This is a genomic window from Geothrix oryzae (assembly GCF_030295385.1).
GTDB classification, from domain to species: Bacteria; Acidobacteriota; Holophagae; order Holophagales; family Holophagaceae; genus Geothrix; species Geothrix oryzae.
Genome location: NZ_AP027079.1, coordinates 250,167 through 276,269, shown reverse-complemented (window position 1 = coordinate 276,269; position 26,103 = coordinate 250,167). Strand labels below are relative to the sequence as shown.

General features: G+C 70.4%; 23 protein-coding genes. 15 read left to right on the top strand and 8 right to left on the bottom strand.

Going from position 1 to position 26,103, the window contains the following annotated elements:
• Positions 1–17 precede the first annotated feature (17 nt).
• Complete coding sequence (gene bfr / locus QUD34_RS01155; protein WP_286354752.1) at positions 18–494, bottom strand: bacterioferritin; 477 nt, start codon at positions 492–494, stop codon at positions 18–20.
• Between the two features lie 61 nt (positions 495–555).
• Positions 556–828, bottom strand: a complete 273-nt coding sequence (locus QUD34_RS01150) for a (2Fe-2S)-binding protein (protein ID WP_286354751.1) — start codon at positions 826–828, stop codon at positions 556–558.
• Positions 829–977: 149 nt separating this feature from the next.
• Between QUD34_RS01150 and QUD34_RS01145 the strand changes: the two genes are divergently transcribed.
• The 6 genes from QUD34_RS01145 to QUD34_RS01120 all read left to right on the top strand — a co-directional run bounded on the left by QUD34_RS01145 (position 978) and on the right by QUD34_RS01120 (position 9,376).
• Positions 978–1,640 carry an HD domain-containing protein gene (locus QUD34_RS01145; RefSeq protein ID WP_286354750.1) on the top strand — a complete coding sequence of 221 codons (663 nt, stop codon included), beginning with the start codon at positions 978–980 and terminating at the stop codon, positions 1,638–1,640.
• A gap of 12 nt (positions 1,641–1,652) precedes the next feature.
• On the top strand, positions 1,653–2,003 hold the full coding sequence (locus QUD34_RS01140; RefSeq protein ID WP_286354749.1) for a 6-pyruvoyl trahydropterin synthase family protein: 351 nt from the start codon (positions 1,653–1,655) through the stop codon (positions 2,001–2,003).
• Entirely contained in the window at positions 2,000–3,532 is a 1,533-nt protein-coding gene (locus tag QUD34_RS01135; protein ID WP_286354748.1) for a polysaccharide deacetylase family protein, read from the top strand. The genes QUD34_RS01140 and QUD34_RS01135 overlap by 4 nt, the downstream gene beginning before the upstream one ends.
• 48 nt (positions 3,533–3,580) lie before the next feature.
• Entirely contained in the window at positions 3,581–6,151 is a 2,571-nt protein-coding gene (locus QUD34_RS01130; RefSeq protein WP_286354747.1) for an FtsK/SpoIIIE family DNA translocase, read from the top strand.
• Between the two features lie 131 nt (positions 6,152–6,282).
• Positions 6,283–7,671: a rhodanese-like domain-containing protein gene (locus tag QUD34_RS01125; RefSeq protein ID WP_286354746.1), complete on the top strand. Its 1,389-nt coding sequence runs from the start codon at positions 6,283–6,285 to the stop codon at positions 7,669–7,671.
• A gap of 115 nt (positions 7,672–7,786) precedes the next feature.
• A complete protein-coding gene (locus tag QUD34_RS01120; RefSeq protein WP_286354745.1) occupies positions 7,787–9,376 on the top strand; it encodes a methyl-accepting chemotaxis protein in 1,590 nt (529 codons plus the stop codon).
• A gap of 9 nt (positions 9,377–9,385) precedes the next feature.
• Here the strand turns inward: QUD34_RS01120 and QUD34_RS01115 are convergent, their stop codons facing one another.
• A complete protein-coding gene (locus QUD34_RS01115; RefSeq protein ID WP_286354744.1) occupies positions 9,386–10,363 on the bottom strand; it encodes a hypothetical protein in 978 nt (325 codons plus the stop codon).
• Between the two features lie 89 nt (positions 10,364–10,452).
• Here QUD34_RS01115 and gmhA point away from each other — a divergent pair, with 89 nt between their 5' ends.
• The 5 genes from gmhA (at position 10,453) to pip (ending at position 15,123) form a co-directional block, all read left to right on the top strand.
• Positions 10,453–11,016 (top strand): D-sedoheptulose 7-phosphate isomerase, encoded by a 564-nt coding sequence (gmhA, locus tag QUD34_RS01110; RefSeq protein ID WP_286354743.1) that lies wholly within the window; start codon positions 10,453–10,455, stop codon positions 11,014–11,016.
• A 9-nt stretch (positions 11,017–11,025) separates the two neighbouring features.
• Positions 11,026–11,763 carry a DUF4124 domain-containing protein gene (locus QUD34_RS01105; RefSeq protein WP_286354742.1) on the top strand — a complete coding sequence of 246 codons (738 nt, stop codon included), beginning with the start codon at positions 11,026–11,028 and terminating at the stop codon, positions 11,761–11,763.
• Positions 11,753–12,943 carry a coproporphyrinogen-III oxidase family protein gene (locus QUD34_RS01100; RefSeq protein WP_286354741.1) on the top strand — a complete coding sequence of 397 codons (1,191 nt, stop codon included), beginning with the start codon at positions 11,753–11,755 and terminating at the stop codon, positions 12,941–12,943. The genes QUD34_RS01105 and QUD34_RS01100 overlap by 11 nt, the downstream gene beginning before the upstream one ends.
• Before the next feature lie 321 nt (positions 12,944–13,264).
• Complete coding sequence (locus QUD34_RS01095) at positions 13,265–14,152, top strand: DMT family transporter (RefSeq protein WP_286354740.1); 888 nt, start codon at positions 13,265–13,267, stop codon at positions 14,150–14,152.
• A gap of 8 nt (positions 14,153–14,160) precedes the next feature.
• Positions 14,161–15,123, top strand: a complete 963-nt coding sequence (gene pip, locus QUD34_RS01090) for a prolyl aminopeptidase (protein ID WP_286354739.1) — start codon at positions 14,161–14,163, stop codon at positions 15,121–15,123.
• 51 nt (positions 15,124–15,174) lie between these two features.
• Here pip and QUD34_RS01085 read toward each other — a convergent pair whose 3' ends face one another.
• The 3 genes from QUD34_RS01085 to QUD34_RS01075 form a co-directional block, all read right to left on the bottom strand.
• On the bottom strand, positions 15,175–17,964 hold the full coding sequence (locus QUD34_RS01085; protein WP_286354738.1) for a tetratricopeptide repeat protein: 2,790 nt from the start codon (positions 17,962–17,964) through the stop codon (positions 15,175–15,177).
• A gap of 66 nt (positions 17,965–18,030) precedes the next feature.
• Positions 18,031–18,447 (bottom strand): cytidine deaminase, encoded by a 417-nt coding sequence (locus tag QUD34_RS01080; protein WP_286354737.1) that lies wholly within the window; start codon positions 18,445–18,447, stop codon positions 18,031–18,033.
• 20 nt (positions 18,448–18,467) lie between these two features.
• Positions 18,468–19,412 carry a DUF58 domain-containing protein gene (locus tag QUD34_RS01075; RefSeq protein WP_286354736.1) on the bottom strand — a complete coding sequence of 315 codons (945 nt, stop codon included), beginning with the start codon at positions 19,410–19,412 and terminating at the stop codon, positions 18,468–18,470.
• 210 nt (positions 19,413–19,622) lie between these two features.
• Here QUD34_RS01075 and QUD34_RS01070 point away from each other — a divergent pair, with 210 nt between their 5' ends.
• Positions 19,623–21,197 (top strand): amino acid permease, encoded by a 1,575-nt coding sequence (locus QUD34_RS01070; RefSeq protein ID WP_286354735.1) that lies wholly within the window; start codon positions 19,623–19,625, stop codon positions 21,195–21,197.
• 19 nt (positions 21,198–21,216) lie between these two features.
• On the top strand, positions 21,217–21,867 hold the full coding sequence (locus tag QUD34_RS01065) for a riboflavin synthase (RefSeq protein WP_286354734.1): 651 nt from the start codon (positions 21,217–21,219) through the stop codon (positions 21,865–21,867).
• Positions 21,868–21,903: 36 nt separating this feature from the next.
• On the opposite strand, the gene QUD34_RS01060 is transcribed toward QUD34_RS01065, so the two are convergent.
• Complete coding sequence (locus QUD34_RS01060; protein WP_286354733.1) at positions 21,904–24,066, bottom strand: serine/threonine-protein kinase; 2,163 nt, start codon at positions 24,064–24,066, stop codon at positions 21,904–21,906.
• 163 nt (positions 24,067–24,229) lie between these two features.
• On the opposite strand from QUD34_RS01060, the gene QUD34_RS01055 reads away from it, so the two are divergent.
• Complete coding sequence (locus tag QUD34_RS01055) at positions 24,230–24,895, top strand: cupredoxin domain-containing protein (RefSeq protein ID WP_286354732.1); 666 nt, start codon at positions 24,230–24,232, stop codon at positions 24,893–24,895.
• 10 nt (positions 24,896–24,905) lie between these two features.
• Here the strand turns inward: QUD34_RS01055 and smpB are convergent, their stop codons facing one another.
• A complete protein-coding gene (smpB, locus tag QUD34_RS01050) occupies positions 24,906–25,361 on the bottom strand; it encodes an SsrA-binding protein SmpB (RefSeq protein WP_286354731.1) in 456 nt (151 codons plus the stop codon).
• Positions 25,362–25,408: 47 nt separating this feature from the next.
• On the opposite strand from smpB, the gene QUD34_RS01045 reads away from it, so the two are divergent.
• Positions 25,409–26,065 (top strand): DedA family protein, encoded by a 657-nt coding sequence (locus tag QUD34_RS01045; RefSeq protein WP_286354730.1) that lies wholly within the window; start codon positions 25,409–25,411, stop codon positions 26,063–26,065.
• Positions 26,066–26,103 lie beyond the last annotated feature (38 nt).

Genomic DNA, 26,103 nt, shown 5'->3' with positions numbered 1-26,103 from the left:
TGCAGCCCTGGAAGGCGCTAAGAAAGCCCGCCTGCGGCGCGCTGGACGAAGTTCTGAAGACCCATCTGGTCGATGAGGTCCAGCTGCGTCTCCAGCCAGTCCACATGCTCCTCCTCGCTGGCGAGGATCTCGCGGGCGAGGTCCCGGCTCACATAGTCCCGGATGCCCTCGGCGTAGGCGATGGTCTCGCGCAGGTCCTTCATGGCGTCCATCTCCAGCGCCAGATCGCCCGCCAGCACTTCCTTGGGGTTCTGCCCGATGCGGAGCTTGTGCAGGTCCTGCATGTTCGGCAGGCCCTCCAGGAAGAGGATCCGCTCCAGGAGCCGGTCCGCGTGCTTCATCTCGTCGATGGATTCCTTGTACTCGTGCTCGCCCAGCTCCTTCAGGCCCCAGTTCCGGCACATGCGCGCATGCAGGAAGTACTGGTTGATGGCCGTGAGTTCGTTGCGGAGGAGCCGGTTCAAGTGCTGGATGAGGGTCGCATCGCCTTGCATGGGGCCTCCCCGGGAAAGGGGCTCACGATAGCGACTTTTGCCGGTTCTTCACAATGACTTTTCAGCTCGCCTTGGCGACTTCGGCGGCTTCGCCCCAGGCCGGGCGGCAGCGGCCGCGGCAGCCCCAGGGCGTGGCCAGGGGATCGTGCCCCACGCGCACGGGCTCGCCCGCCCGGATGGCCAGGACGGCCTCCTCCATGAAGCCCAGGCAGCGCCGGCAGTCGGGCCGCGCCTCCAGCGCCTCGAAGACCGCTTCGACCGATTCCGCGCCGCGCTCCCGCACGGCCCACTGGACCTGGTCATCGGTGATGGCGTTGCAGACGCAAAGGAACATGCCCGAACCTCAGAGATCCAGTTTAAAATAATGCGATAGAGTCTCAATATTAAAAATCGTGATTTTTGGCACAACCGGTAGCCTGGAGCCATGAGCAGAAAGCCGAGGCAAGGCATCATCCTGGCGGAACCGGACCCCGGAGGTCCGGCGTGACGCAGCCCTTCCCCTGGTACGACCCGCTGCTGGCGCGCCTGCGGGCCCACCTGGCCGGCGAGCCCTTCCTCCGGGACGCGGCCCACGACCTGGGCCACATCCTGCGGGTGGCCCGCCTGGCCCAGGCCCTGGCCGAGGCCGAACACGCCGAGGCCGACATCTGCGTCGCCGCGGCCCTCCTCCACGACCTGGTCTACCGCCCCAAGAACCACCCGGAATCCTCCCGCACGGCCCAGCTGGCGGCGGAGCTCGTGCCCCAGTGGTGCCGGGAGACGCCCGGCTTGGAGGCGAAGGCCGAGGCCGTCGCCGCGGCGGTGGCCAGCCACAGCTGGAGCGGGGGCCTGGCTCCCGCCAGCCTGGAGGCCGCCGTGGTGCAGGATGCGGATCGGCTGGAGGCCCTGGGCGCCATCGGCATCGCCCGGGTCTTCGCCACGGGCGCCAGCTTCGGAGCCGGGCTCTGGCATCCCGAGGATCCCTGGGCCGCCAGCCGCGAGCTCGATGACAAGCGCTGGAGCCTCGATCATTTCGAGCGGAAGCTCCTCAAGCTCGCCGCCGGCATGAAGACCTCGGCAGGGCAACGGCTCGCCGCGGGCCGCCAGCGGACCCTGCTCGCCTACCTCGATGCCCTCCGGGCCGAGCTTGCCGGCGACCACGGATAGCTATACTTCCCCATGGCCTTCACCCTTTCCCTCCGGCGCCCCTTCGTGGCCGACCACTTCCACGATCTTCCCGGCTTCCAGGAGGATCGCCACGGCCACAACTGGGAGGTGGAGGCGGCCGTGGAGCTGACCTCGGAGGCGGAGGAGCCCGCGTTCGCGAAGGCGCTGGAGGCCTGGACCGAGGGCGTGGACTACCGGCTGCTGAACGACCTGGAGGCCCTGTCGAAGCGGAACCCCACGGCCGAGGCCCTCGCCGAGATGGCCTTCCGCCACCTGCAGGGCGCCGCCCTGCGGCCCCGCTGGGTGCGGATCCGCGAAAAGGCCAACTACTGGGCCCTCTGCCGGGGGGACGACGCCCCATGAGCCGCCTCCGCGCCGCCGCCCTGATCCCGGGCCCGGTCCCGGGCCTGATCCTGGTTCCGGCCCTGGCCCTGATCTTGGTCTCCTGCGGACGGCAGGCGACCCAGGCGCCCCCGACCCTGGCTTCCAGCGTGGGGACGGACGCTCCGGCGGCCCCCTGGACCTGGTATCCCCTGGGCGGCCTGGCCGTGGTGGAAGGCGAGGTGGCCGAGCCCACCCAGCTGGTGCTGGAGGGCCGCTCGATTCGCGAAACGCGCTACGCCGAAATCGGACCCGTGCGCTGGGAGTTCTTCCGCCCGCCCCCAGGCGAGACGGCCGTGCTGCGCACCGCGGAGGGCCGGGAGCTGGCGCGCTTCGAGTTCTCGCTGACGCCCACCCGGCCTCCGGCGCCGGGGGCGCGACCGGCGCAACCCCGGCCCACGCGCCTGGCGAAACAGACGCCGCCCGCAGCCCCCGCCCGCGAGGTGCCCTCCACCCGGAGCGTGGCCCGCCTGGAGCCCGCCCCGGTGCCTCCACTGACCGGACGGAAGACCGGGGCGCTGCCCCACGCCCAGCCCTCGGACCTGCCCCCGCCGGAGGCCGCGTCATCCGGGTCCGCCCGCACCTGGACCCTGGCCCATCCCGGGACCACCCCCACGCCGCCCCTGGCCGGGCGCAGGCCCGTGACGCTGCCCCTTTCGCCCGACCTGGAGCCCGCCCCGAGGGCCGCCTCCCGCAGCGCGGCCCCCCGACTGACCCCCCTGGTCGCGCCCGGGACCAACCTGACGCCCTGGCCCGGCATGGGCGAGGCCCTCAACCTCACCCGCGGACCCAGCGGACAGCGGCGGTTGCTCCTCAGCTTCGACGGCGGCTCCTCCTCCGAAGTCGCGGCCGAGATCCTGGATGCCCTGAAGGCCCGGGGCGTGCGGACCACCGTCTTCCTCACCGGCGCCTTCATCCAGCGGTACCCGGCCCTGGTGAAGCGCATGGCCGCGGAAGGCCACGAGCTGGGCAACCACACCATGCACCACCCCCACTTCGCGCCGGGGATGAAGCGCGATCCCCAGTGGACCCGGGAGCGGGTGCAGAAAGAGCTGCTGGAGGCCGACGCAGCCCTGGTGCGCCTCCTGGGCCGGCCCATGGATCCCTTCTGGCGCGCGCCCTACGGCGAGCACACGGCGGAGATCCGCCGCTGGGCCGAGGAGCTCGGCTATCGCCATGTGGGCTGGAGCGAGGGCGCCGACACCCTGGATTGGGCCACGCCGAAGGAACGCCGCCTCTACCGCAGCGGCGACGCCATCCTCCAGCGCCTCCAGCAGCGCCTCAACCGGGATGGCGACGGCCTCATCGTGCTCATGCACCTGGGCTCGGGGCGCGCCGAAGCGGATCGCCCCTCCGCGGGCCTCGGGGCCTTCATGGACCGGGCCCGGAACGAGGGTTGGACCTTCGTCCCCGTGAGCGCCTACCTCCAGGACCTGGGCAAGCCCACCTGGAATCCGCAGCAGCGGCTCTCCCTGCTCCAGGCCCCGGGAGCCGCCGTCCCCGCGCGCTAGCGCCCGTGCCGCTGGGCTACACTGATGCCAGGACACCGTGGAGGCGCGTTGCAGGGGATCGGCCGTTGGATGCTGAGGGCGGTGCTGGGTTTCGTGGCCCTGGTACTCCTGCTCTCTCTGCTGAGCTTCAATCCGCTGGATCCGCATCCCTTCACCCAGGGCCCGGCCGTGGCCGCCGTGCAGAACCTCTGCGGCATCGTGGGCGCGACCCTGGCCGGACTGCTGCAGACCCTGATGGGCGTGGGCGCCTGGATCGTGCCGCCCTACCTCCTCTGGGAGGCGTGGCCCCGGGAGGGCCGCCACTGGCCCGGACGCCTGGCCTGGCTGGGCCTGGCCCTCGCCTTCTGGACCGCCCTCGGCGCCTTCGCCCCCCGTCTCTGGACGGGCCTGGCGGACGGCGGCACCGTGCAGCTCCGCTGGGGCGGCTGGCTCGGCAGCGCCCTCTGGCCTGCCCAGCGCCGCCTGCTGGGCCCCGTGGGCCTGCCCCTGCTCCTGGTCCTGGTGGGCCTCGTCTGCGCCCTGGTGCTGGCCCCCGCCCTCACCCGCGCCCTGGGCCTCCTGCTCCACCGCTGGCTCGGCGAGAAGGCTTGGCCCTGGATGAAGCCCATGCCCGCCAAGGGCTTCCAGGGATTCCTCACCATGGTCAAGCGCCCGTTCCTTCGCGGGCGGAATCCGGAGCAGCCTGAGCTCGATGCCGCCGACGGCGCCGCCCTCAAGGCCCTGGCCATGCGCCAACAGGCGCTGGAGGCCCAGCGCGAATCGCTGCTCAAGGCCGAACTGGAGACCGCGGAAGCCCGGAAGAGGCAGCCCCAGATCCGCGCCGAGGACCTGCTGCCGCCCATCCACTCCCTGCACCTGGATGCCGCGCAGGCTGTCATCGACGCGCAGCCCCTTCCGGCCGCGGGCCCCGTTTCCGCCGATCCGACCGCCCCCTTCCGCGCCAAGCTGCTGGTGGACGCCCCCACTCAGCCGCCGCCGAAACCCACCGTGGCCAAGGCCCAGGTGGCGAAGGACCGCTTCGGCCGCGAGAGCGTGCAGCCGCCCCTCCCCCTCACCGAACCCACCCCCGCCAAGCCCCTGCCCCCGCTTCCTCCCCCGATTCCCCCACCGTTTCCCGTAGAGCGGTCGAAACCCTCCGTCGCCGAGCGCGAGACCCTGCCGCCCCGGCGCCTCTTCGATCCGCCGGGCCAGCACGCCAAGGCCGACCTGGCCATGCTGGAATCCATCAAGGAGCGCATTGGACAGAAATTGTCTGAATTCAAGATCAAGGGCGCGGTCACCGGCATGCAGCCCGGCCCCGTGGTCACGGTCTTCGAATTCCAGCCGGATGCCGGCATCCCGCTGTCGCGCATCCTCGGCATGGAGGAGGATCTCGCCCTGGCCCTCCAGGCCGAGGCCGTGCGCATGGACCGCATTCCCGGCAAGAACCTGGTGGGCATCGAGGTGCCGAATCCCAAGCGGGAGATCATCACCTTCCGCGAAGTGATCGACAGTCCCGCCTTCCGGGATGCCGGCGGCCTGCTGCAGCTGGCCCTCGGCAAGGACATCGCCGGCCGCCCGGTGGTGGCCGACCTCAACAAGATGCCGCACCTGCTCATCGGCGGCAGCACCGGCAGCGGCAAGAGCGTGGGCGTGAATGCCATGATCTGCTCGTGCCTCGTGCGCGCCATGCCCGACGAGGTGAAGCTCATCCTGGTGGATCCCAAGATGGTGGAGCTGGGCGTCTACGAGGACATCCCCCACCTGTGGGCCCCGGTGGTCACCGACATGAAGGAGGCAGGCCGCGTCCTCAAGTGGGTGGTGGCCCAGATGGAGGACCGCTACCGCCGCCTGGCGCTGCTGAGCGTGCGCGACCTGAAGGGCTTCAACGCCAAGATCGCGGATGCCGGCGGCTCCATGGATCTCACGGACCGGACGCCGAATCCCCGCTGGCCCGACCGCCCCTCGGTGCTCGAGCCCCTGCCCTATGTGCTGGTGGTCATCGACGAGCTGGCGGATCTCATGATGGTGGCCCGCAGCGAGGTGGAGGACAGCATCGCGCGCATCGCCCAGAAGGCCCGCGCCGTGGGCATCCACCTGATCCTCGCGACCCAGCGGCCGAGCGTGGATGTGGTCACGGGCGTCATCAAGGCCAACCTGCCCAGCCGCCTCAGCTACCGCGTGCGCACCAAGATCGACAGTCGCACCATCCTGGATTCCGGCGGCGGCGAGCAGCTGCTGGGCGCGGGCGACGCGCTCTTCCTGCCCAACGGCGCCAGCCATCCGAAGCGCATCCATGCCCCCTTCCTCAGCGAGGACGAGACCCTGCGCCTGGTGACCTGGCTGCGGGAACGGGGCCGCCCCGACTACAACCAGGCCCTCATCAGCGCCATGGAGGCGGAGGAGGAGACCCTCCTCGAAGATCCTGACGCTGCCGCCGTCGGCGGGGACGACATCTACCAGCGCGCCATCGCCGTCGTGACCCGCGAGCGCAAGGCCAGCACCAGCCTGCTCCAGCGCAAGCTGAACCTCGGCTACGGCCGCGCCGCGCGGATCATCGACCGCATGGAGTCGGAAGGCATCGTCGGCCCGGACCGCGGCGCGGGAAAGCCCCGCGAAGTCTTCGCCCCCGCCGAGTGAGGCACTCGAAATAGACCCCCTTCGGGTGGCGTGATGTCGCCACTGGGGTGGCCGTAGACCGGGGTCACATCTTCCTGGATTTATAGGCAAACAACCATAGACTCCAATCGTTCACGACCCATGGAGCACCTATGAGCCATCCGAATCGATTCCCCCTCCTGCTCGCCTGTGTCGCTGCCGGCGTCGCCTGCACCGCAGTGGTCGCCGCGGACGCCCCGGCCAAGCCGGCTTCCGCCAAGATCTGCACCACCTGCCACACCACCGCCCCCGACAACCTCCGCGGGCACTTCGACAACCTGGCCCTGAAGAACAACTCCTTCCAGCTGAAGATCGACGAGCGCACCGAGGTGCTCCGCTTCGACAAAGCCAGCGTGAAGGTCGTGACGCCCGAGCCTGCCGCCGATGTGGACACGGCGCTCAAGAGCATCGCCAAGGGCCACGAAGTGCGCGTGCAGTTCACGGAGAAGGACGGCGTGAAGACCGCCGTGGCCGTGTTCGCCAAGCCCCCGGTGAAGCTGGCGGCGAACGAGACCGTCACCCTGGACGACATCCAGAAGCTGGTGGCCATGGGTCCGGAGAAGGGGAAATACTTCCTCTTCGATTCCCGTCCCGCGCCCCGCTTCCTGGAAGGCGCCATCCCCACGGCTGTGAACCTGCCCTTCCCCGCCTTCGACAAGAATGCGGACAAGCTTCCCGCCGACAAGCAGGCGCTGGTGATCTTCTACTGCAGCGGGAAGACCTGCAACATGAGCCCCGGGTCGCTGGCCAAGGCCAAAAAGCTGGGCTACACGAACGCCAAGGTGTTCATCGACGGCATGCCCGCCTGGGCCAAGAAGAACTACGGCGTGCTGAGCCCCGCGGCGCTGAAGACCGCCTTCTTCGACACCAGTACCCCACTGGTGATCCTGGACGCCCGCCCTGCGGCCGAGGCGGCCAAGGGCTTTATCAAGGGGGCGGTGGCCGCCGATCCCGCCAAGCTGGCCGACCTGCTCAAGACCTTCCCGGCTCCCAAGCTGAAGCCCCCCATCGTGGTGGTGGATGAAACCGGCGGTGCTTCCGCCAAGGCCTTGGCCGCGGAGCTCATCAGGGCCGGCTACAGTGGCGTGAACCTCCTTTCCGGCGGCTTCAAGGCCTGGCAGGCCGCGGCCCTGCCCGCAGAAACCGGCCCCCTGGCCGCCAAGGCCAGCTTCGTGCCCAAGCCCCGCCCGGGCTCCATTTCCCCGGCCGAGTTCGCCAAGGTGGCCGAGCTGCCTCCGGCGGAGCGCGGCGCCGTGATTCTCGATGTGCGGAATCCCGACGAGACGAAGAACGGCATCATCAAGGGCGCCCTCACGATCCCCGAACCCCAGCTCCTGGCCCGCCTCGGCGAGCTCCCCAAGGGGGCGAAGATCCTCTGCCACTGCTCCACCGGCATCCGCGCCGAGCTGGCCTACCACCTGCTGAAGGAGAAGGGCTTCGAGGTGCGGTTCCTCCCCACGGAGATCACCATCATCGACACCGGCGACTTCACCATCGACTAGCTGGGGCGGGGGGTCTGGCCCCCTCCCGGCCGTTCATGGTCCCGGAACTCAATCCCGTCCGGCGGCGGCCGATGACGAGACACGGGTTCTCCTGCATGCCCGCGGAGGCGACGCCATGTGGATGAAGGCACTGCGCACCTATCTCCAGTCCCTGGGCGGCAAGGTCTTTTCCACGGCCATGACCCCCGTGCTCTTCTTCATCGTGCTGATCGCCGGCTACATGCTCCCGACGGTGCACAGCCTCCTGCTGAACGCCAAGAAGGAGGGCCTGAGGCATGTGGTCGAAAGCGCCCACTCTCAGGTCAGCCACCTGGTGGAGGAAGCCAAGGCCGGTCGTCTGAGCCAGGAAGAAGCGCAGGCCCGGGCCAAGGACCTCGTGGGCGCCCTGCGCTTCGACGGCAGCAACTATGTCTACATCCACGGGCCCAACCACAGCATCCTCCTGCTGCCCGTCGCCCGGCAGCTGGAAGGCAAGGCCGGCGAGGAGCTGCCCCCCGCCACCCTGGCCATCGTCAAGGCCATGCGGCAGGTGTCCACGCCCGCGACCGGAGGATTCTACGACTACCCCTACGCCAAGCCCGGCAAGGAGGGCCTCTTCCCCAAGTCGGCCTATGCCAAGCGCATCGAAGCCTGGGACTGGGTCGTGGGGGCGGGCGTCTACCTGGATGATGTCGATGCGGAGATGCGCCGGATCAGCTGGGCCATCCTCGGCGCCACCCTGGCCGTGGCCATCCTGGTGGCCTTCATTTCGCAGAAGCGCTCCCGGTCGGCTGTGAAACCCCTGAAGCAGCTGGTCCAGGGCCTTCGCGAAAGCGACCTCTCCAAGCGGATCGAAGTCGAGACCCGGGACGAGATCGGCGAAGCGGCCGAGGCCTTCAACGCCTACAACGGGCGCATGCGGGGCACGGTCCAGACCATCGGTTCCTATGCCGACCGGGTGGCCTCCGGCAGCTCGGAACTGGCGGCGACTTCCCAGGAAATGGCCCGCGCGGTCGACGACATCGCGAGGGTGAGCGAGGAGCTGAAGAAATCCGGTGAGCAGGTCACGACCGCCATGGAGCGCCTGAGCGGCAACGCCGGGACCATGCGCGAACGCACCCAGCAGACCGACGCCGCGGGCGAAGCGGCCGTCCAGGACACGGCCCGGGGCGCCGAGGCCGGCCAGAGCGCGGCCCAGGGGATGGAGCAGATCCAGGACGCCACCTCCCAGATCGTGAAGGCCGTCCAGGTCATCCAGGACATCGCCCGCCAGACCAACCTGCTCTCCCTGAACGCGGCCATCGAGGCAGCCAAGGCGGGCTCCATGGGCAAGGGCTTCGCCGTGGTGGCCGAGGAGGTCCGCAAGCTCGCCGAGCGCTCCCGCAGCGCCGCCCTGGAAATCGAGCAGCTCAACCAGCGCGCCCAGGAAGCGGTGGCGGGCGGCGTGGACGGGGTCAGCCTCAGCCTGAAGAACCTCCAGGCCATCCGGGACCGGATCAGCCACATCGCCACCAGCATCCGGGACATCGGCGCCCTCAGCCAGGAACAGGCGACCACCAGCCAGGAGGTCACCCGGCGCATGAATCAGACCACGGACCAGCTGGCCCAGAACGCCTCGGCGACCCAGGAGCTTTCCGCCACCGTCCACGAGATCACCAAGACCTCCGACGACCTGGCCAGCGTGGCCGAAGGGCTCCGGAAGGTGGTGGACGGCTTCAAGGTCTGAGGACGCCCGTCATTCGGGCGCCACCACCTTCTTCGGCACCCGCCACCGGCTGCGCTTGGCGAACTCGGCCATGCCGCCGGCGTGGCAGCTCTGGCAGGCCTCCAGGTGGGCGTCCGGGCTCCGCCAATAGACACGGGCCTCGCCGCCCACCTCGCGGCGCTGCTCCAGGGGGACCCGGGCCCAGTAGAAGGTGAGCGAGGGGCCGCCGTCCTTCATCTCCAGGGCGTACAGCGGCCCGGGTTCGGTGCCCGGCCGGCCCCAGCGGTCTTCCAGGGTGCTCAGCACCACCAGGGCCCCGGGGGGCAGGATCTGGCCCGCCCGGTAGGCCGCGGCGGCCGCGGGGGTGGCCCAGGCGCGGATCCAGCGCCCGCCATGGGCCGGGGACTTCACCGGCTCGGCGTGGATGGGCTCCAGGGCGCCGTAGTCCAGCGCCCGGAGGGGGGCCGAGGCCTCGGGATCCGACGGGGCCGGCGCAGCGGCTGGAACCGGCGCGGGCGCAACCACGAGCGCTGGCGGCGCTGGCACCGGGGCCTGGTATTTGGGGTGGGCGAGGCTGAAGCCGCTCTGCCCCGTGGCCAGCAGCAGGGCGCACCAGCCCAGGCCGAACAGCAGGGCGAGGAAGCCGAGGCTCTGGTGATCCTTCCGAGGCCGGTTCATGGCCCAGAGGGCGGCCACGGCCAGGGGGATCGTCGCGGCCGCCAGCACGGCGTGCCGGAAGAGGAGGCCATCGGCCCCCATGCCCGCCGCCGGCACGGGGAAGAAGCGCGTGGCAGGGATCAGGCCGTGCATCCTGCCGGCGGCCAGCCCGCTGACCATGGCCGCCAGGAGGCCCAACGCCCCGGCCCAGCCCAGGTACCGGGCCACCGTCCACCAGGGGCGGATGCCCCGTCCGGAGCGCTGGGCCGAGAGCAGCACCCAGGGCAGCAGCAGTCCGGTCGCCACCGGGAGGTGGGCCAGCAGGGCGTGTTTGAGGGCAATCCATTCCATGGGACCCACGCTGAGCGGATGCAAGGCTTCCCGCAGTCTGCCAGCCCTGGGGAAATCCTGGGAGAGGAATTCCTGTCACAATCGCGTCCATGAAGCAGACCCTTCTCCAGCATGTCCAGGAGTCCGTCCAGCTGAAGCAGGCCTTCTTCGCCCGGGAACTGGACCACATCCTCACCCAGGCCGACGACATGGCCGAACGGCTCCGGCGGGGCGGGCGCATCCTCGTCTGCGGCAACGGCGGCAGCGCCGCCGACGCCCAGCACCTGGCCGCCGAGCTGAGCGGCCGCTACCTCAAGGAGCGCCGGGCCCTCGCGGGCATCGCCCTCACCACGGACACCTCGGCCCTGACCGCCATCGGCAACGACTACGGCTTCGACCAGATCTTCTCCCGCCAGGTGGAGGCCCTGGGCCGGCCGGGCGACCTGCTCATCGGCATCAGCACCAGCGGCAACAGCCCCAATGTCATCCGCGCCGTGGCCTCCGCCAAGGAACTCGGCATCCGCACCCTGGGCCTGCTGGGCCGGGACGGCGGGAAGCTGGCCGGCCTGATGGACGATGCCCTGGTGGTGCCCTCTCCGGTGACGGCGCGCATCCAGGAGGTCCACCAGATGATCTACCACTTCTGGTGCGAGGCCCTCGATGCCGAGTTCTGAGGCCCCGCGGTGAACGCGGCCGCCGGCCTGCTGCTCCTGGTCCTCCTGGGCCAGCAGCCGCGAACCTACTACTGGCGCGACGCCGCCGGCCAGACCCACATCACCAACACGCCCCCTCCCGCGGATGCCGAGATCCTCGATCCCCCGCCCCCGCCGAGCGTGGAGACGGGGAAGCCCGGCGCCCGCGTGGTGCCCATCCGGCAGAGCGACAGCCGGGGGGGACGCGAGCCCGTGGTGCTGAACCCCGCCCAGCAGCAGGCCTGGAGCACCCTCGACGCCCACCTGGCCAAGGCGCGCAGCGAAGGGGACCGCCGCACCCTGGAAGCCGTGGCCGATTCCCTCATCCACGACTGCCTGTGGGGCAACGGGCTCTGGGCCATGCCGGTGCTCCCCGTCCTGTCCCTGCTGCTCATGGGCCTCATGGGCTGGTGGCTGGCCCTGGGACTGCGCGCCGACCTCCGGATCCCCCTGGTGGGCGGCTTCCTGGTCCTGGGACTGGCCTTCGGGCACCTGCTCGTGGGCACCTTCCTCTACCACCCCCAGTCCGTCCGCCTGCGGCAGAACCTCGAGCTGCTCGAACTCCACATGGGCACGGGCCGGACCCTGCGCCCCGAGCACCGGACCCTGCTCCAGCAGCGCTACCTGGCCCTGGAACAGGCCGCCGAACCCACGAAGGCCCCCTGGCGCTTCCCGGAGGAAGTCCGGACCCTCCGGGAGGTCATGAAGCGGGTGATGGTTGAGCCCTGACCTTCCGCCCGTCCTGGCGGAGCGGCTTCCGGCGCTCAGATCCGCCGCCCAGGCGGAGCCCCTCGGGCTCTACCTACACATCCCCTTCTGCCTGGACCGCTGCACCTACTGTTCCTTCGCCACCACCCGGGACCGCGAGCTCCAACCTGCGACGGTCCGCCGGCTGATCTCGCAGGTCCGGGCCTGGGGCGAGGCCCTCGGCAGCCCCCGGGTGGACACCCTGTACCTGGGCGGCGGCACGCCGTCGCTGCTGACGCCGGCGGAACTGACGGAACTCACCGCCGCCGTGCGGGAGGCCTTCGATCTGTCGCCCCTGCGCGAGGCCACCTTCGAGGCCAATCCCGGCACCGTGGACCTGGCCTGGCTCCAGCAGGCGCGGGGGTTGGGCTGGGATCGCGTCAGCCTCGGCGTGCAGGCCCTGGACGATGGGCTGCTTGGCAGGCTGGGGCGCATCCACGGCGAGGCCCAGGCCCTGGAGGCCCTGGACCTGGCGGGCCGGGCCGGATTCCGCCGCCGCAGCGCCGACCTCATGGTGGGCATCCCCGGCCAGTCGCTGGCCAAGGTGGTCGAGGACGCCCGGGTGCTCGCCGCCACGGGCATCGACCACCTCAGCATCTACCTGCTGGACCTGGACAAGGCCTGCCCCCTCCGCGCCGACATCGATGCGGGGCGGCTTTCGCTCCCCTCCGAGGACGAGGTCGCCGATGTGTTCGAGGCCCTCCAGGAGGTCCTGCCCCGCCTGGGCCTCGCGCCGTACGAGATCAGCAACTACGCCCGGCCCGGTGCGGAGTCCATCCACAACACCCGCTACTGGGAGCGCCGGCCCTACCTGGGCCTGGGTCCCAGCGCCGCCTCCCAGCTGGGCGCCTTCCGCTGGACCGAATCCGCCGTGATTCCGGCCTGGGCCGACGGGCGCGGCGCCCTCGATCTCCAGGAGCTGGATGCCGCCGAGATCCTGGCGGAAACCCCCCTGCTGGGGCTGCGCCTGCACCGGGGCGTGGCCTGGGGTGCGCTCCGAAGCGAAGCCGATGCTCGTCACCTGCAGCCCCTCTGCGACGGGTGGGAAGCGAGGCTGCACGACCTGGCCAAAGAAGGACTCGTGGTCTGGGAGGGGGATCAGGTGCGCCTCAGCCCCCGCGGGATGCTCCTGAGCAATGGCATCCTCCAGATGTTTGTCTAGGGTTTGTTTTCAAATTCCGCGACGCCGCGCTGGGCGGGCAGCCGAGCGAGGCAAGGAAGGCGACGAAGGCCCTGGTGGTTCCAAGGTCGAGGAGCCTGACGCAGCATCGCGACAGCTGCCCACCCAGCCCTTCGGGACGAGGCCATCCGGGCGCCCCGCGGCGTCAGGGCCCTTGAACGATGAACCCCATCGCCCTGCGGGCCCTTCCTTGCGGGGCATCCCGGATGGCCTTCGTCGCGGTGCGGTGGAATTTGAAAACAGACCCCTACCTCGTATCATGAGGCGAGTGACCCGTCGCCCGGGGAACCCCATGGAGTCCCCGTGCTTTACCTCGGCGAAGGCGCCGCCCTCCTCACCTCGCTCTGCTGGTCGCTGAACTCCGTATGCTTCACCGTGGCCGGGCGCCGGGTGGGCTCGGCCTCGGTCAACCTGGGGCGCCTGCTCATGGCCTGGGGGGTGCTGGTCCTGGTGCACCTGGCGCTCTATGGCAGCCTCTTTCCCATGCAAGCAGGGACCGCCCGCCTGGGCTGGCTAGGCCTGTCCGGGCTCATCGGCTTCGCCCTGGGCGACGCGGTGCTCTTCGAGGCCTTCCTGCTCATCGGGCCGCGGCTGGCCATGCTGCTCATGACCCTCTCGCCGATCTTCAGCGCCCTCCTGGCCTGGCTGTTCCTGGGGCAGAGCATGAGCCTCGCCAAGATCATGGCCATGGCCCTCACCCTGGGCGGCATCGCCTGGGTGGTGTGGGGCGATGGCGACCACGAGGCCCATCCCCACCTGTGGCGCGGCGTCCTGCTGGGCATCGGCGGCGCCCTGGGGCAGTCCGTGGGCCTGGTGTTCAGCATGTTCGGCCTTGCAGGCGGCTTTCCGCCCATCTCGGCCAATCTGATCCGGGTGACGGCGGGTCTGGCGGCATTGCTGCTCTATTTCGGCGCCACGGGCCGCCTGCGGGGCAGCCTGGGCAGCCTGCGGGATGGCCGCGCCACGGCCTTCATCGGCCTCGGCGCCCTCACGGGCCCCGTGCTGGGCGTGGTGCTCTCGCTCGTCGCCATCGCCAAGGCCCCCATGGGCGTGGCGGCCACCCTGATGTCCCTCTCCCCCGTGATCCTGTTGCCGGTCTCCCACTTTGTCTTCAAGGAGAAGGTGGGCGGCCATGCGATCCTCGGGACGCTGCTGGCCCTCGTGGGCGCCGCGGCCTTGTTCTTCGTCTAGGAGCCGCCATGTCCCTGCGCAAGGATCCCGTCAGCTGGCTCTATCCGGCCCTCGAGCCCTACAAGACCCACCGCCTGAAGGTGTCGGAGCTGCACGACCTCCATGTCGAGGAGAGCGGGAACCCGCAGGGCAAACCCGTGATCTTCCTCCACGGGGGCCCCGGCGGTGGCACCAGTCCGAAGCACCGCCGCTACTTCGATCCCGCCAAGTACCGCATCGTCCTCTTCGACCAGCGGGGCTGCGGCCAGAGCACCCCCTACGCCGAGGTCCGCGAAAACGGCACCTGGGACCTGGTGGCCGACATCGAGCGCATCCGCGAGCACCTGGACCTCGAGCGCTGGATGGTCTTCGGCGGCTCCTGGGGCGCCACGCTGGGCCTCGCCTATGCGGAAGCCCACCCGCAGCGCGTGACGGAGCTGATCCTCCGCGGCGTGTTCCTGCTGCGCCAGCGCGAGGTGGACTGGCTCTACCAGGAGGGGGCCAGCCGCGTGTTCCCCGACGCCTGGGAACCCTACCGCGACGCCATCCCCGCTGCCGAGCGGGGCGACTTCCTGCGGGCCTACGCCAAGCGCCTGCTGAGCGAGGATCCCGCCCTGAACCTGCCGGCGGCCAAGGCCTGGAGCATCTGGGAGGGTGCCACCAGCAAGCTCATCCCCGACCCCGACTTCATCGCCTCCTACGGCGACGAGGCCACGACCCTGGCCTTCGCCCGCATCGAGTGCCACTACTTCCTGAACAAGGGCTGGATGGAGGAGGGCCAGCTGCTGCGGGACGCGACCCGGCTCAAGGGCATTCCCGGGGCCATCATCCAGGGCCGCTACGACATGGTCTGCCCCATCGAAAGCGCCTGGGCGCTGTCCCAGGCCTGGCCCGAAGCCGACCTCGTCATCGTCCCCGATGCCGGGCACAGCGCCTACGAGCCCGGCATCTCCCGGGCCCTGGTGGCAGCGACGGACCGCTTCGCCGGGTGAACGGCGGGGAGGCGGAAGCAGCCGCTCCGTCCTCCCCCCCCGGTGCCCAGCCTAGGCCAGGCGCGCCGCCACATCGCGGTAGTCGGGATCCATCTCGTAGACGGCCTTGAACTCCTCGGCGGCCATGGCCGTATGGCCCTGCTGGAGGTAGATCTCGGCGAGGTCGTAGCGGAGGCCGATGCTGTCCTCGGGGGGGAAGCCCGGGGCCAGGATGCCCTGGCGGAGCCATTCCACGGCCGCGTTCAGATCGCCACGATCCTGCTCGCAGATGCTGAGCATGGAGCAGCACTCCAGGGTGCGCTCGGGGTCGCCCATGGCGATCTTGAACTCCTCGAGGGCGGGCTCGATGAGGGCCATCTCCTTGTAGGCGATGCCCAGGTTGTAGTGGGTGTCGTAGTCGTCGCCCTTGACCTGCTTTTCGACACCCTCGCGGAAGGCGCTGAACAGCTCGTCCACGCTCTGGATCTTCTCCACCATGTGGGTGGCGTCGTGCATCTCTTCGCCCTCGCCCGTATCCATGAGGGCCGTGCCCAGCACATCGGTGAGGTCGAAGAAGGAATTGGCGAAGTCGTTCTCGTCGAGGGCGCTGGCCTTGGCGATGTGCCCCAGCTTCTGGAGGGCGCTCTCCGCGCGCTCCAGGCGCGCCTGCAGCTCGGGGTGCCCGGGGAACTGCCTGAGGGCGGTCTCGATCTCGGTCTTGGCCTCTTCGGGACTGCCGTAATCCATCTGGAAATCGATGTCGCCGAGGAGGCTGGCCAGCTCTTCGGGCACATGCTCGGGCGGGGGCTCCGGCAGCGCCTCCCCTTCCGGGGCGAGGTCTCCGAACGCCGGCTCCAGGTCGGCCGAGAGGGGCGGCAGGCCGGCCACCACTTCCGGTGCGAGGATCTGGGTGGGGATGGGCGGGAGCGGCGTCGTGGGGGCCGAGAAGGATCCGCCTTCCGTGATCATGTCGGTGAGCGTGTCCTCCATCCAGCTCAGATCGGAGGCGTCGAGGGCCGCGGGCTCCACCGGTGCGGCGAAGGGGATGGCCGGGGGCACGGGGGTGCCCACGGGCGGCGCGAAGGGATCCGGCATCACCGGAAGTCCGTCCCCCAGGGGAATGGGCTCGAAGGCCCGGCCGGACATAGGCACGGGCGTTGGCGCGGACATTGGCCCGGACGGCGGCGCGGGGGCCGCCTCGTCGAGGGGCGTCGGCTCGAAGCTCGGCAGATCCAGCGCGATCAGCGCATCGATGTCGCTGGGCGGCGGCGGCAGGGCGATGGGCGTGGCGGGGCGGCCGGCCCCGGGTTCGGGCAGACCCATGGCCCGGCGGTGGATCCGCGTGGAGCCCGGGAACAGCTGCTCCGCCATGTCGAGCAGATGGCCGGCCTCCCGCTTCTTGCCGAGCTGGGCCAGGGCCTGGGCGCTCTGCACATACTGCATCTGCACCTTGGTGAGGTGCCCGGTGGTGCGATGCACGGCGACGATGGCCTCGATGATGGTGAGGTCTGCGGGGTCCAGCTCGAGGGCCTTCTTGAAGGTCTCTACGGCGCGGTCGTGGCTGCCCCCCCGGAGCAGGGCCTCGGCCTCGCGCGAGAGCTGCTCGATGCGGAGGCGCCGCACTGGATCCACTTCGGTCTCGCCGCCGTGGCGCGTGATCTCCTGGGGCAGCGGAGCCTGGAAGCCGCTGACGGCGCCGGGCGCGGAGAAGCCCGCGGTCGGCGGCGCGGGGACGACTCCCGGAACGGCGCCCAGGGCCTGGAGCTGGCCCGACAGATGCCCGATCAGTGCCTGGTCGCTGGCCTGTGTGGCCAGGGCGTAGGCGCTCTGGAGGGCCTGGACCTGCTCCGCCCGGTTGCCGCTCTGGTGGGCGATCTCCGCGAGGAGGATCCACGCCTCGCTGCCCATGTGGTCCTGCAGGGCGCTGCGCAGCGCGCGGGCGACCATGTCGCCCGACCCCCTCCGGGCCAGCTCGCGGGCGATGGGGGCGAAGAGCCGCAGGCCCTCCTCGGCCCGGTCGGCGTTCGCGAGGTTGCGGAGGGACTTCTCGCAGAGGGGCAGGGTCTTGTCCGGCAGCTGGGCGATCTCGGCCAGGGCTTCCAGCGCGCGGTCCGGGTGGCCGCTGCGCAGTTCGATTTCGGCCAGCGCCTCCAGCAGCTCGGTGTTCCTCGGGTTGTTGCCCAGGCCCTCCCGCAGATGCTGGGCGGCCGTGGTGTAGTCGCCCTGGATCACGCCCAGACGGCTCTGGGTGAGGTAGACCTGGGGCGTGGAGATCATCGACTTGGCGCGCTCGAGGATCTGGTTGGCCTCGCCGTGCATCTGCTCCATGGCCAGCGACTCGGCCACCTCGAGGTAGATGCCCGCGGCGCGGTCCTTCATGCCCTCCTTGTTGTAGAGGTCCGCCAGCTTGACCTTCATCTTCAGGTTCTTGGGGTCCAGGTCGACGACCTTGTTGAACTCTTCCAGGGCCCGCTTGATGAGGCCCTTCTTCTGGAAATGCTCGGCCACCTGCAGGTGGACCTTCACCGCATCGCCGACCTTGTTCATCTGGCGGTAGAGGTCCGCCAGGCGCTGCGCCGCGTCGATGTCCTCGGGGGCGTTGCGGACCACCTTCTGGAAGATGGCGGCGGCGCGAGCATTGAAGCCGTCCCGCTCGTAGGCGCCACCCAGCCGCTTGTGGATCTCGACGCCTTCCTTCACCCGGCCGGTCTGCACGCAGAGGTCGCCGATCTGGTTCAGCGTGGAGTAATCCTTGGGGTTGTCCTCGACGAGTTTCTGGAATTCCTCGATGGCCCGCTCGACCTTCCCGGCCGTCAAGAGCTTGTCGGCTTCCTTTTTGACTTTGACGCGATCAATGGCCATTCGCTTGCCTCAGGATGCCTGGCGGGGTTCGGAAAGTGTAGGCGCGGGCGGGCGGGCTTGAAAGGCCTACTGAAGATTCCGGCCCGTGAAGCTGTGCGGCAGCAGATCTTCCAGGCGGTGCAGCATCCGGGTGTTGCGATTGGCAAGCAGTACGGGAAGGCCCTCCGCGAATTCCGCCAGGGCCTGTCGGCAGGCGCCGCAGGGCGGCGTCAGCTTCGGCGAGTCCGTCACCACCACCGCGGCCACCAGATCCCCGGGCTGGAGCCCCTCGGCCACGGCTGCGCTGAGGGCCCCCCGCTCGGCGCAGAGGGTGACGGGATAGGCCGCATTCTCCACATTGCAGCCCGCCACGATCCCGTGCGAGGCCGTGAGCAGGGCCGCGCCCACCTGGAAGTGCGAGTAGGGCGCATAGGCGTTCGAGCGGGCCCTCCAGGCCGCCTCCAGGAGCGGGGTCCAGGCGGGGGATTGGGGATCGTCGAACACCAGTGCCTCCTGAGGAGCCTTCAGCTTAGCGGACCTTCCGCGGCCTCCGCCCGATCCGTGCTGCCTTCGGCCCGGGCCTGGGCCAGAATCCGCCAGCAGGCGGTGTAGCCCCGCGCCTCGTGGGCGCCCGAGGCCCCGTGAAACTCGAGGCTGATCTCCCGCTTCTGGAGGCGGGCCTGGAGGATCGCGCCCGACAGGCGCTCCAGCTCCCGCTCGAAGGGACGGCCCGGTGCCCAGGCCGACAGGTCGATCCGTAGGTGGAGCCCCAGGGGCCGCTCCTCCTCGAAAGTCCGCACCCAGGGCTGACTGCGCTGGGCCGTGCGCTTCCAATGGACCCGGCCCGGAGGATCGCCCACCCGCAGGGGCCGCGCCCCCTCCGGGCTGCTGACGCCCTCCTGGGCCAGGGTGCGGTGGCCCTCCCCACGCCAGCTCGTGGGCGGCGCCGGGGGCGTCCGGGGATGGGGCAGCACGAGCAGGGGCTGATCGAGGTCGATGAACCGGGACTTCTCCAGCAGGCCGAAGGGGAAGCGGGTGCGCAGCTCAAGCCGCCGGAGCCGGGTCCAGCCCCGGTGCCCCGCCCGGACCTGGAACACCACCGAGGTCTCGCCGCTGCGGCTGGCGGCGCCCAGGAAGCTGGGCTGGACTTCGCCGTCCTCCATCGAGAGAAGCAGCTCGAGGCCGCGGACCCGCCCCCGCCCAGAGTCCTGCAGTCGGAGGCGCAGGCCGCCCCGCACCCGGGCGAAGAGATTGCCCTCCTCCAGCTCCTTGACCCCGAGGCCCTGGAGGGCCCGGCGGCTGAGGACCCCCGAGACCAGGAACAGGCCCAGCATCAGCGAGAACACGAGGTAGAGCAGGTTGTTGCCCGTGTTCACCGAGAAGGCTCCCACCGCCAGCAGCGCCAGCAGGTACTGCCCGCCCAGCCCCGTGAGGGACAGGCGCAGCCGGCGGTCGCTCCAGAGCTTCACGCGGCGCCTCCTGCGCCGCGCCCTTCGGGCTTCGGCTTCGCCAAAGTGGCCCTCCGCTCCTGCTCCGGCCTCACGCGGCGCCTCCGCCTAACGCGTGCTGCGCGGGCTTCGGCTTCGCCCAAGTGGCCCTGTGCTCCGGCTTCGTGCTCATGGCCCCCAGCCTACCCTCCGGGCCTGCCTGCTAGCATGACCTTCTTCCCCAAGGCACCCATGCTGACGCGCCTCTTCCGAACCAAGACCCTGGAGCAGCTGCGGGCCAGCGCCGAGGAACCGGAACATCAGCTCAAGAAGAACCTGGGCGTCTTCGAGCTCACCACCTTCGGCATCGGCGCCATCATCGGGGCCGGCATCTTCTCCAGCATCGGCACCGCCGCCGCGGGGAACATGGCCGATGGACGCCTCCCGGCAGGGCCGGGGCTGGTCCTGAGCATCCTCATCGTGGCCCTGATCTGCGGGTTCACGGCACTCGCCTACGCGGAACTGGCCTCCATGATCCCCGTGTCGGGCAGCGCCTACACCTACGCCTACGCCACGCTGGGCGAGCTGATGGCCTGGATCATCGGCTGGGATCTGCTGCTGGAGTACGCCATCTCCAATGTGGCCGTGGCCATCTCCTGGGGCGACTACGCCCGCAGCTTCTTCTCGACGGTCTTCCATGTGGACATCCCGGGTTGGCTGGGCATGGATCCGCGCAGCGCGCTGAAGCTGGCGGAGGGGGCACCCGCCATGGACCTGGCCGCCAAGCTCCAGGCGCTGGCCCAGGCCAAGGCGGGGCTGGTCCATGGCGCCGCCACCTTCCTGAACTGGGAGGTCATCAGGACGGCCCCCACCGTGGCGGGTTTCCCCATCACCATCAACCTGCTGGCGGTGGTCATCACGACCCTCATCACCTGGCTCTGCTACATCGGCATCAAGGAGAGCGCCCGGGTGAACAGCGTCATGGTGATCATCAAGGTGGCGATCCTCCTCGCGGTGGTGGGGCTGGGGATCCGGTTCGTGAGCCCCGACAACTGGCACCCCTTCGTGCCCCACGGCTGGCGGGGCATCCAGGCGGGCGCCGCCATCATCTTCTTCGCCTTCATCGGCTTCGACGCCGTGAGCACCACCGCCGAGGAATGCCGCAACCCCGGCAAGGATCTGCCCAGGGGCATCCTGTGGTCCCTGCTGATCTGCACAGTGATCTACGCCGCCGTGGCCCTGGTGGTGACGGGCATGCTGCACTACACGAAGCTCGGCGGCATCGCCGATCCCCTGGCCTACATCTTCACCGAGCACAAGATGGGCGGGATCGCAGCGGTCATCAGCTTCGGAGCCGTCATCGCCACCACCGCCGCCCTGCTGGTCTACCAGGTGGGCCAGCCCCGCATCTTCATGAGCATGAGCCGGGACGGCCTGCTGGCGCCCTGGTTCGGCAAGGTGCACGACAAGTTCAAGACCCCCTCCCACGCCACGGTGCTCACGGGCTTCCTGGTGGCGATCCCCGCAGCCCTGCTCAACATAGATGAGGTGGTGGAGCTGGCCAACATCGGCACCCTCTTCGCCTTCGTCATCGTCTGCGTCGCCGTCCTCGTCCTGCGCAAGCGCCGCCCCGAGGCCCCGCGGAAGTTCCTCATGCCCTTCGCCTGGATCATCGCCCCCCTGGGGATCCTGGGCTGCGTCTGGATCGCGCGGGGCCTGCCCGCCATCACCTGGTACCGCTTCTTCGCCTGGCTGGCCATCGGCCTGGTGGTCTACTTCTTCTACGGCTCCCGCAAGAGCCGCCTGGGGATGCCGACTGCGTCATGATAAGCGTGGAGTTGGCACCATGTTCACCGGCCTGATCAGACATCTCGGCACGCTCGAATCCCGCGCCTCCCGACCCGGCGGCGCGCGGCTGCGCATCGCTTCCCCGGCGGATCTCCTGGCTCGCGCCGAGCTGGGCGCCAGCATTGCCGTGAACGGCGCCTGTCTCACGAGCGTGGCCGTGGACGGACGGGCCTGGGAGGCCGACCTCAGCGAAGAGACGCTGGAGAAGACCACCTTGGGCCGCCTGCCCCTGGGTACCTCCCTGCACCTCGAACCCGCCCTGCGGGTGGGTGATCCGCTGGACGGCCACCTGGTATCGGGCCATGTCGACGGCCTCGGACAGTTGCTGTCGCGCCCCCAGGGCCAGGGCGGCCTCGACGAGGGCATCTGGCGGTTCGCCATGGCCAGGGCCCTGGCGCCCATGATCGCGCCCAAGGGCTCCGTGGCCGTGGACGGCATCTCGCTCACGGTGGTGGACTGCGGCACCGACTGGTTCACCGTGGCCCTCATCCCCGAGACCGTGACCCGCACAGCCCTCCACCACCTGCGTCCCGGCACCGCCGTCAACCTGGAAGCCGATCCCATCGGTCGCTTCGTGGCCCGGGCCCTGGCCCTGCGGGGCAGCGACGAGAAGCTGACCCGCTTCGCCCAGGGCGGCTGGGGTGGCTGACGGCCGGGTTGCTCCGGGCCGCCAGCGGCCTCCCGGTCAGGCGCTCCCCCGGTCTCCCGAGGCGATGCCCTTGAGGAGCTCCACCACCTCGGCGGCGGAGGCCGGCCGAGCGGCGATGTCTTTGGCCATGAGGCGCTGCAGCAGGTCCGCGTAGGCCGGCGGCAGCTCGGGAACGGCGGTCCGCACATCCGGCGCCGGGGTCTCGAGCTGGTGGCGCAGGATGTCCTGGACCTCGCCGCCGTCGAAGGGCGGGCGCCCCACGCTGAGTTCGTAGAGCATCACACCCAGGGCGTACAGGTCCGTGCGGGGATCCACCCGTTCGCCCCGCACCTGTTCCGGCGCCATGTAGCGCGGCGTGCCGAAGATCAGACCCTCGCGGCTCGCCCCTGTCGCGGCCACGGGGGCCGCCAGGCCGAAATCCATGAGCTTGGCGTCGCCCCGGGCATCGAAGAGCACATTGAGGGGCTTGATGTCCCGGTGCACCACGCCCACGGCATGGGCGGCCTCCAGGCCTTCCGCCACCTGACGCCCGATGCGCAGGGCCAGGGGCAGGGGCAGGCGGCCGCGGTCGTCCAGCAGCTGCTTGAGCGTCACGCCCTTGAGGTACTCCATCGTCACGAAGGGGACCCCGTCGGCTTCGCCGAAATCATGGGTGCGCAGCACATGGCGGTGGGTGATCCGGCGGGCCAGCCGGATCTCCTGCTTGAGCTGGCCCAGGAAGGCCGGGTCGAGGTCGCGCTCGGGACGGAGGATCTTGATGGCCACCTCCTCGTCCAGCTGCTGGTCCCGGGCCTTCAGCACGAGGCCCATGCCGCCCCGGCCCAGCACCGACTCCAGTCGATAGCGGCCCGCGAAGAGATCGCCCTCCTTCAGCACCAGGCGCCGCTGGGGGCCTGCCGCCTCGCCCGCCAGGGCCTGGCTTCCGTCGGGCATCGGCACCGTGGCCTCCATGTCCACCACGGCGAGGTCGGCTTCGGCGCCGGGCCCGGGACGGCCGGGAGCGGCGCGCAGCGGGGCCAGGGCGGCCAGCAGGTCGTCCTTGGCCTTCAGCTCGCCGAGCAGGGCCCGGAAGGCCGAGGTGAGGGCCCCGACCTCGTCGCCAACCTCGCCTCCGGTCGGGCTGGGGGGCAGCCCGGGGCGGCCCCCCAGGGCCAGCTCCGCCGTGGCCTCGGTGAGTCGGGCCAGGGGGGCCGTCACGCTCCGGGCCGCGTGCAGCGCCAGGGCCAGGGCCACCAGCAGGCCCCCGAAGCCGGTGCCGAGGATGATCCACTGCAACCGCCGGAACGGCGCCATGAAGGGATCCAGGGGCAGCAGCAGGGCCGTGGCCAGTTCGTGTTTCAGCCCATCCGTCCCCCGCAGGGGCGTGACACGGCCCAGGTAGTCCGCGCCGTGGATCCGGAACGCCAGCAGCCCCGAGGGCTGGCCTTGGAGGAGGGCCGCCCGGATGGGTTCGTAGCGGGCTCCCTCCAGGGCCGCGGCCAATCCCGCCTGGGCGGCGGGCTCCAGGGTGCTGCCGACGATGCGGCCCCGGCTGAGGAGGGCCACCTGGGAAGGGGGCTCTGCCCGGCCCACGGCCGTGTCCCGGAGGTCCGCCGCGGCCCGGTCCCCCAGCCGGATCCCCACCAGCATGGCGCCGATGAGGTCACCGCCCGGCAGCCGCAGGGGCCGGGCCACCGCCAGGTAGAAGCCCGCATGGGTGCCCGAGGGGAACTCGAGGAAGCCAGCGTACGACGGCCCCTCGATGCCCGCGGCCTGGGCGCCCTCCGGGTCCAGGGCCATCTGGGCGATGGCCACATCGCCATAGTCCCGGCGCACGCCATCCGTGGTGCAGGAGAGGCGCCGCCCATCCGGGCGGACGACGGCGGCGACATCCGCCTGGAGGTTCGGAAGGCTCTGCAGCAGGTGATCCCGGACGCTGGCCTCGTCCCCGCGCTTGGCGGCGCTGTCGAGGTAGGCGCTGTTGGTGCTCTGGGCGACGAAGACCTCCAGCCCCGCGTCCAGCACGCGGGCCTCCTGGGGGATGTGCTTGTCCAGCACGCGGCCGGCCGTGCGGAGCCCCCGCTCGGCGGCGTCCCGCGCCCCCTTCTGGGCCTGCTGGTAGGCCACGCCCAGCACCGCCCCCACCACCAGCACCACCAGGAGCGCCGTGCGCAGGAAGAACTTCCAGGCGAGGGAATGGGGCCAGCGCACTGGGGCCATCGGGGGTCCTTCGAGGTAGATTGGTGGACGATCTTACCCTTACCTCCGATGGACCACCGGCCGAATCCGCCTTTCGCGGAGTCCCGGCGGTCCCCGGGCGGGACTCGAGGAGGTTCATGAACGAACGGCGCAGCCTCCAGACGGCCCTCGGCGGGCCCTCCGCATGAGCCGGATCCGGGGCCTCCTGCTGCTGGCCGCGGCCTGGCCGATCCTGGCCGGCGAGCTGAAGGGCCCGGTCACGATCCTGCGCAAGGACGGCCGGCGCCTCGAAGCCCTCGCGGACGGCCTGGCCATGCTGGAGCCTCTGGGGCCCAAGCCCAGGTTGGAGAAGCGTCCCCTGACCCGCATCCGCACGCTGGGCAAGCGGTTCGTCCCCCGGGTCTCCTGGACTACGCCGGGCAGCGAGGTGGCGTTCCCCAACCTGGATCACATCCTCCACAATGTGTTCAGCCCCTGCTGCGCCAATCCCTTCGACACGGGCACCTACCGGCCGGGCGACTCGCCGCGCATCACCGTGCAGAAGCCCGGCCTCGTGAAGCTCTACTGCAATGTGCACAACGGCATGAACGCCTTCCTGTGGGTGGTCGAGACCCCCTGGGTGCAGCCCCTGGACGCGCGCGCCGGCCTGGATTTCCGCGAGCTTCCCCCCGGTCCCTACCGGCTGAGGATCTGGCACCCGGAAACCGGGGAGAAGGTGTGGATGGTGAGCATCGGCGAAGGGACCACCCGCGGCGGCTGGACCCTCAGCGCCACCCTGCCCGCCCTCGAGCCCCACAAGAACAAGTTCGGCCAGGACTACCCGCCCGCCAAGGACGAGAGTTCGTACTAAGAGCCCGCCGCTACTCCCGGGCGCCCTTGCGGATGCGGTCCATCTCGCGCTTCTGCTCGCGCTGCTTCAGGGCCTCGCGCTTGTCGCTGTGGGCCTTGCCCTCGGCCAGGGCCACCTTCACCTTGATCATCCCCTGATCGTTCAGGTAGATCGCCAGGGGGATGATGGTCAGGCCCTTGCGCACCACCTTGGCCGTCATCTTGGTGATCTCGGCCTTGTGCAGCAGCAGCTTGCGGGGACGCAGGGGCTCGTGGTTGGCATCCGTGCCGAACGCATAGGGGGAGATGTGGGCCTGCTTCAACCAGAGCTCGCCGCCCACGGCATCCACATAGGCATCCTGCAGCTGGCCCAGGCCCGCGCGGAGGGACTTGACCTCGGTGCCCTGCAGGGCGATCCCCGCCTCCCAGGTCTCGAGGACATGGTAGTCGTGGAAGGCTTTGCGGTTGCGGACGAGATCTTCGGGCATCGGAACAGTGTAGCGTCCCGGTACACTGGCGCTTTTGGGACGCCCCGATGCTGCAGAAGATCCTCGCCCCGATCGTCGCCTGGATGGTGGCCGTCATGGCCGCCATGGGGCCCCTCGGCGTCATGCTGCTCATGGCCATCGAAAGCGCCTGCATCCCCCTGCCCAGCGAAGTGATCATGCCCTTCGCGGGCTACCTCGCCTACAAGGGCCAGCTCACCTTCTTCGGCCTCGGCGCGGGCAATCCCGTGGCCCAGATCTGGATCGCGGGTATCTTCGGGGCCCTCGGCTGCAACCTGGGCAGCGTTCCCGCCTACGAGGTGGGCGCCTGGGGCGGGCGGCGCGCCGTGGAGAAGTACGGCCGCTACATCTGGCTGCACACGGGCCACCTGGATCAGGCGCACCGCTTCTTCGAGCGGTTCGGTCCCTGGGCCATCTTCATCGGCCGCCTGCTGCCCGTCGTGCGCACCTTCATCGCCCTGCCCGCCGGCATCGCCCGCATGGACCGCACCCGCTTCCACCTCTACACCTTCGCCGGCAGCCTGCCCTGGTGCCTGGGCCTGGCCTGGGTGGGCTACAAGCTCGGCGAGAAGTGGAACACCCTCGGCCAGTACTTCCACAAGCTGGATGCCGTCATCGGCGTACTCATCGTGGCGGGCGTGGCGTGGTTCATCTACGACCATGTTAAGCACCGGGCCAAGGGCTGATTCCCATAGCTGATTCCCGCAGCTGATTCCCAACGCCG

Excerpts from the sequence above, each read along its gene's own strand:
- bfr (WP_286354752.1), bottom strand. The coding sequence starts at position 494 with ATGCAAGGCGATGCGACCCTCATCCAGCACTTGAACCGGCTCCTCCGC.
- QUD34_RS01150 (WP_286354751.1), bottom strand. The coding sequence starts at position 828 with ATGTTCCTTTGCGTCTGCAACGCCATCACCGATGACCAGGTCCAGTGG.
- QUD34_RS01140 (WP_286354749.1), top strand. The coding sequence starts at position 1,653 with ATGGCCTTCACCCTTTCCCTCCGGCGCCCCTTCGTGGCCGACCACTTC.
- QUD34_RS01135 (WP_286354748.1), top strand. The coding sequence starts at position 2,000 with ATGAGCCGCCTCCGCGCCGCCGCCCTGATCCCGGGCCCGGTCCCGGGC.
- QUD34_RS01125 (WP_286354746.1), top strand. The coding sequence starts at position 6,283 with ATGAGCCATCCGAATCGATTCCCCCTCCTGCTCGCCTGTGTCGCTGCC.
- QUD34_RS01120 (WP_286354745.1), top strand. The coding sequence starts at position 7,787 with ATGTGGATGAAGGCACTGCGCACCTATCTCCAGTCCCTGGGCGGCAAG.
- QUD34_RS01115 (WP_286354744.1), bottom strand. The coding sequence starts at position 10,363 with ATGGAATGGATTGCCCTCAAACACGCCCTGCTGGCCCACCTCCCGGTG.
- gmhA (WP_286354743.1), top strand. The coding sequence starts at position 10,453 with ATGAAGCAGACCCTTCTCCAGCATGTCCAGGAGTCCGTCCAGCTGAAG.
- pip (WP_286354739.1), top strand. The coding sequence starts at position 14,161 with ATGTCCCTGCGCAAGGATCCCGTCAGCTGGCTCTATCCGGCCCTCGAG.
- QUD34_RS01085 (WP_286354738.1), bottom strand. The coding sequence starts at position 17,964 with ATGGCCATTGATCGCGTCAAAGTCAAAAAGGAAGCCGACAAGCTCTTG.
- QUD34_RS01070 (WP_286354735.1), top strand. The coding sequence starts at position 19,623 with ATGCTGACGCGCCTCTTCCGAACCAAGACCCTGGAGCAGCTGCGGGCC.
- QUD34_RS01065 (WP_286354734.1), top strand. The coding sequence starts at position 21,217 with ATGTTCACCGGCCTGATCAGACATCTCGGCACGCTCGAATCCCGCGCC.
- QUD34_RS01060 (WP_286354733.1), bottom strand. The coding sequence starts at position 24,066 with ATGGCCCCAGTGCGCTGGCCCCATTCCCTCGCCTGGAAGTTCTTCCTG.
- QUD34_RS01055 (WP_286354732.1), top strand. The coding sequence starts at position 24,230 with ATGAGCCGGATCCGGGGCCTCCTGCTGCTGGCCGCGGCCTGGCCGATC.
- smpB (WP_286354731.1), bottom strand. The coding sequence starts at position 25,361 with ATGCCCGAAGATCTCGTCCGCAACCGCAAAGCCTTCCACGACTACCAT.
- QUD34_RS01045 (WP_286354730.1), top strand. The coding sequence starts at position 25,409 with ATGCTGCAGAAGATCCTCGCCCCGATCGTCGCCTGGATGGTGGCCGTC.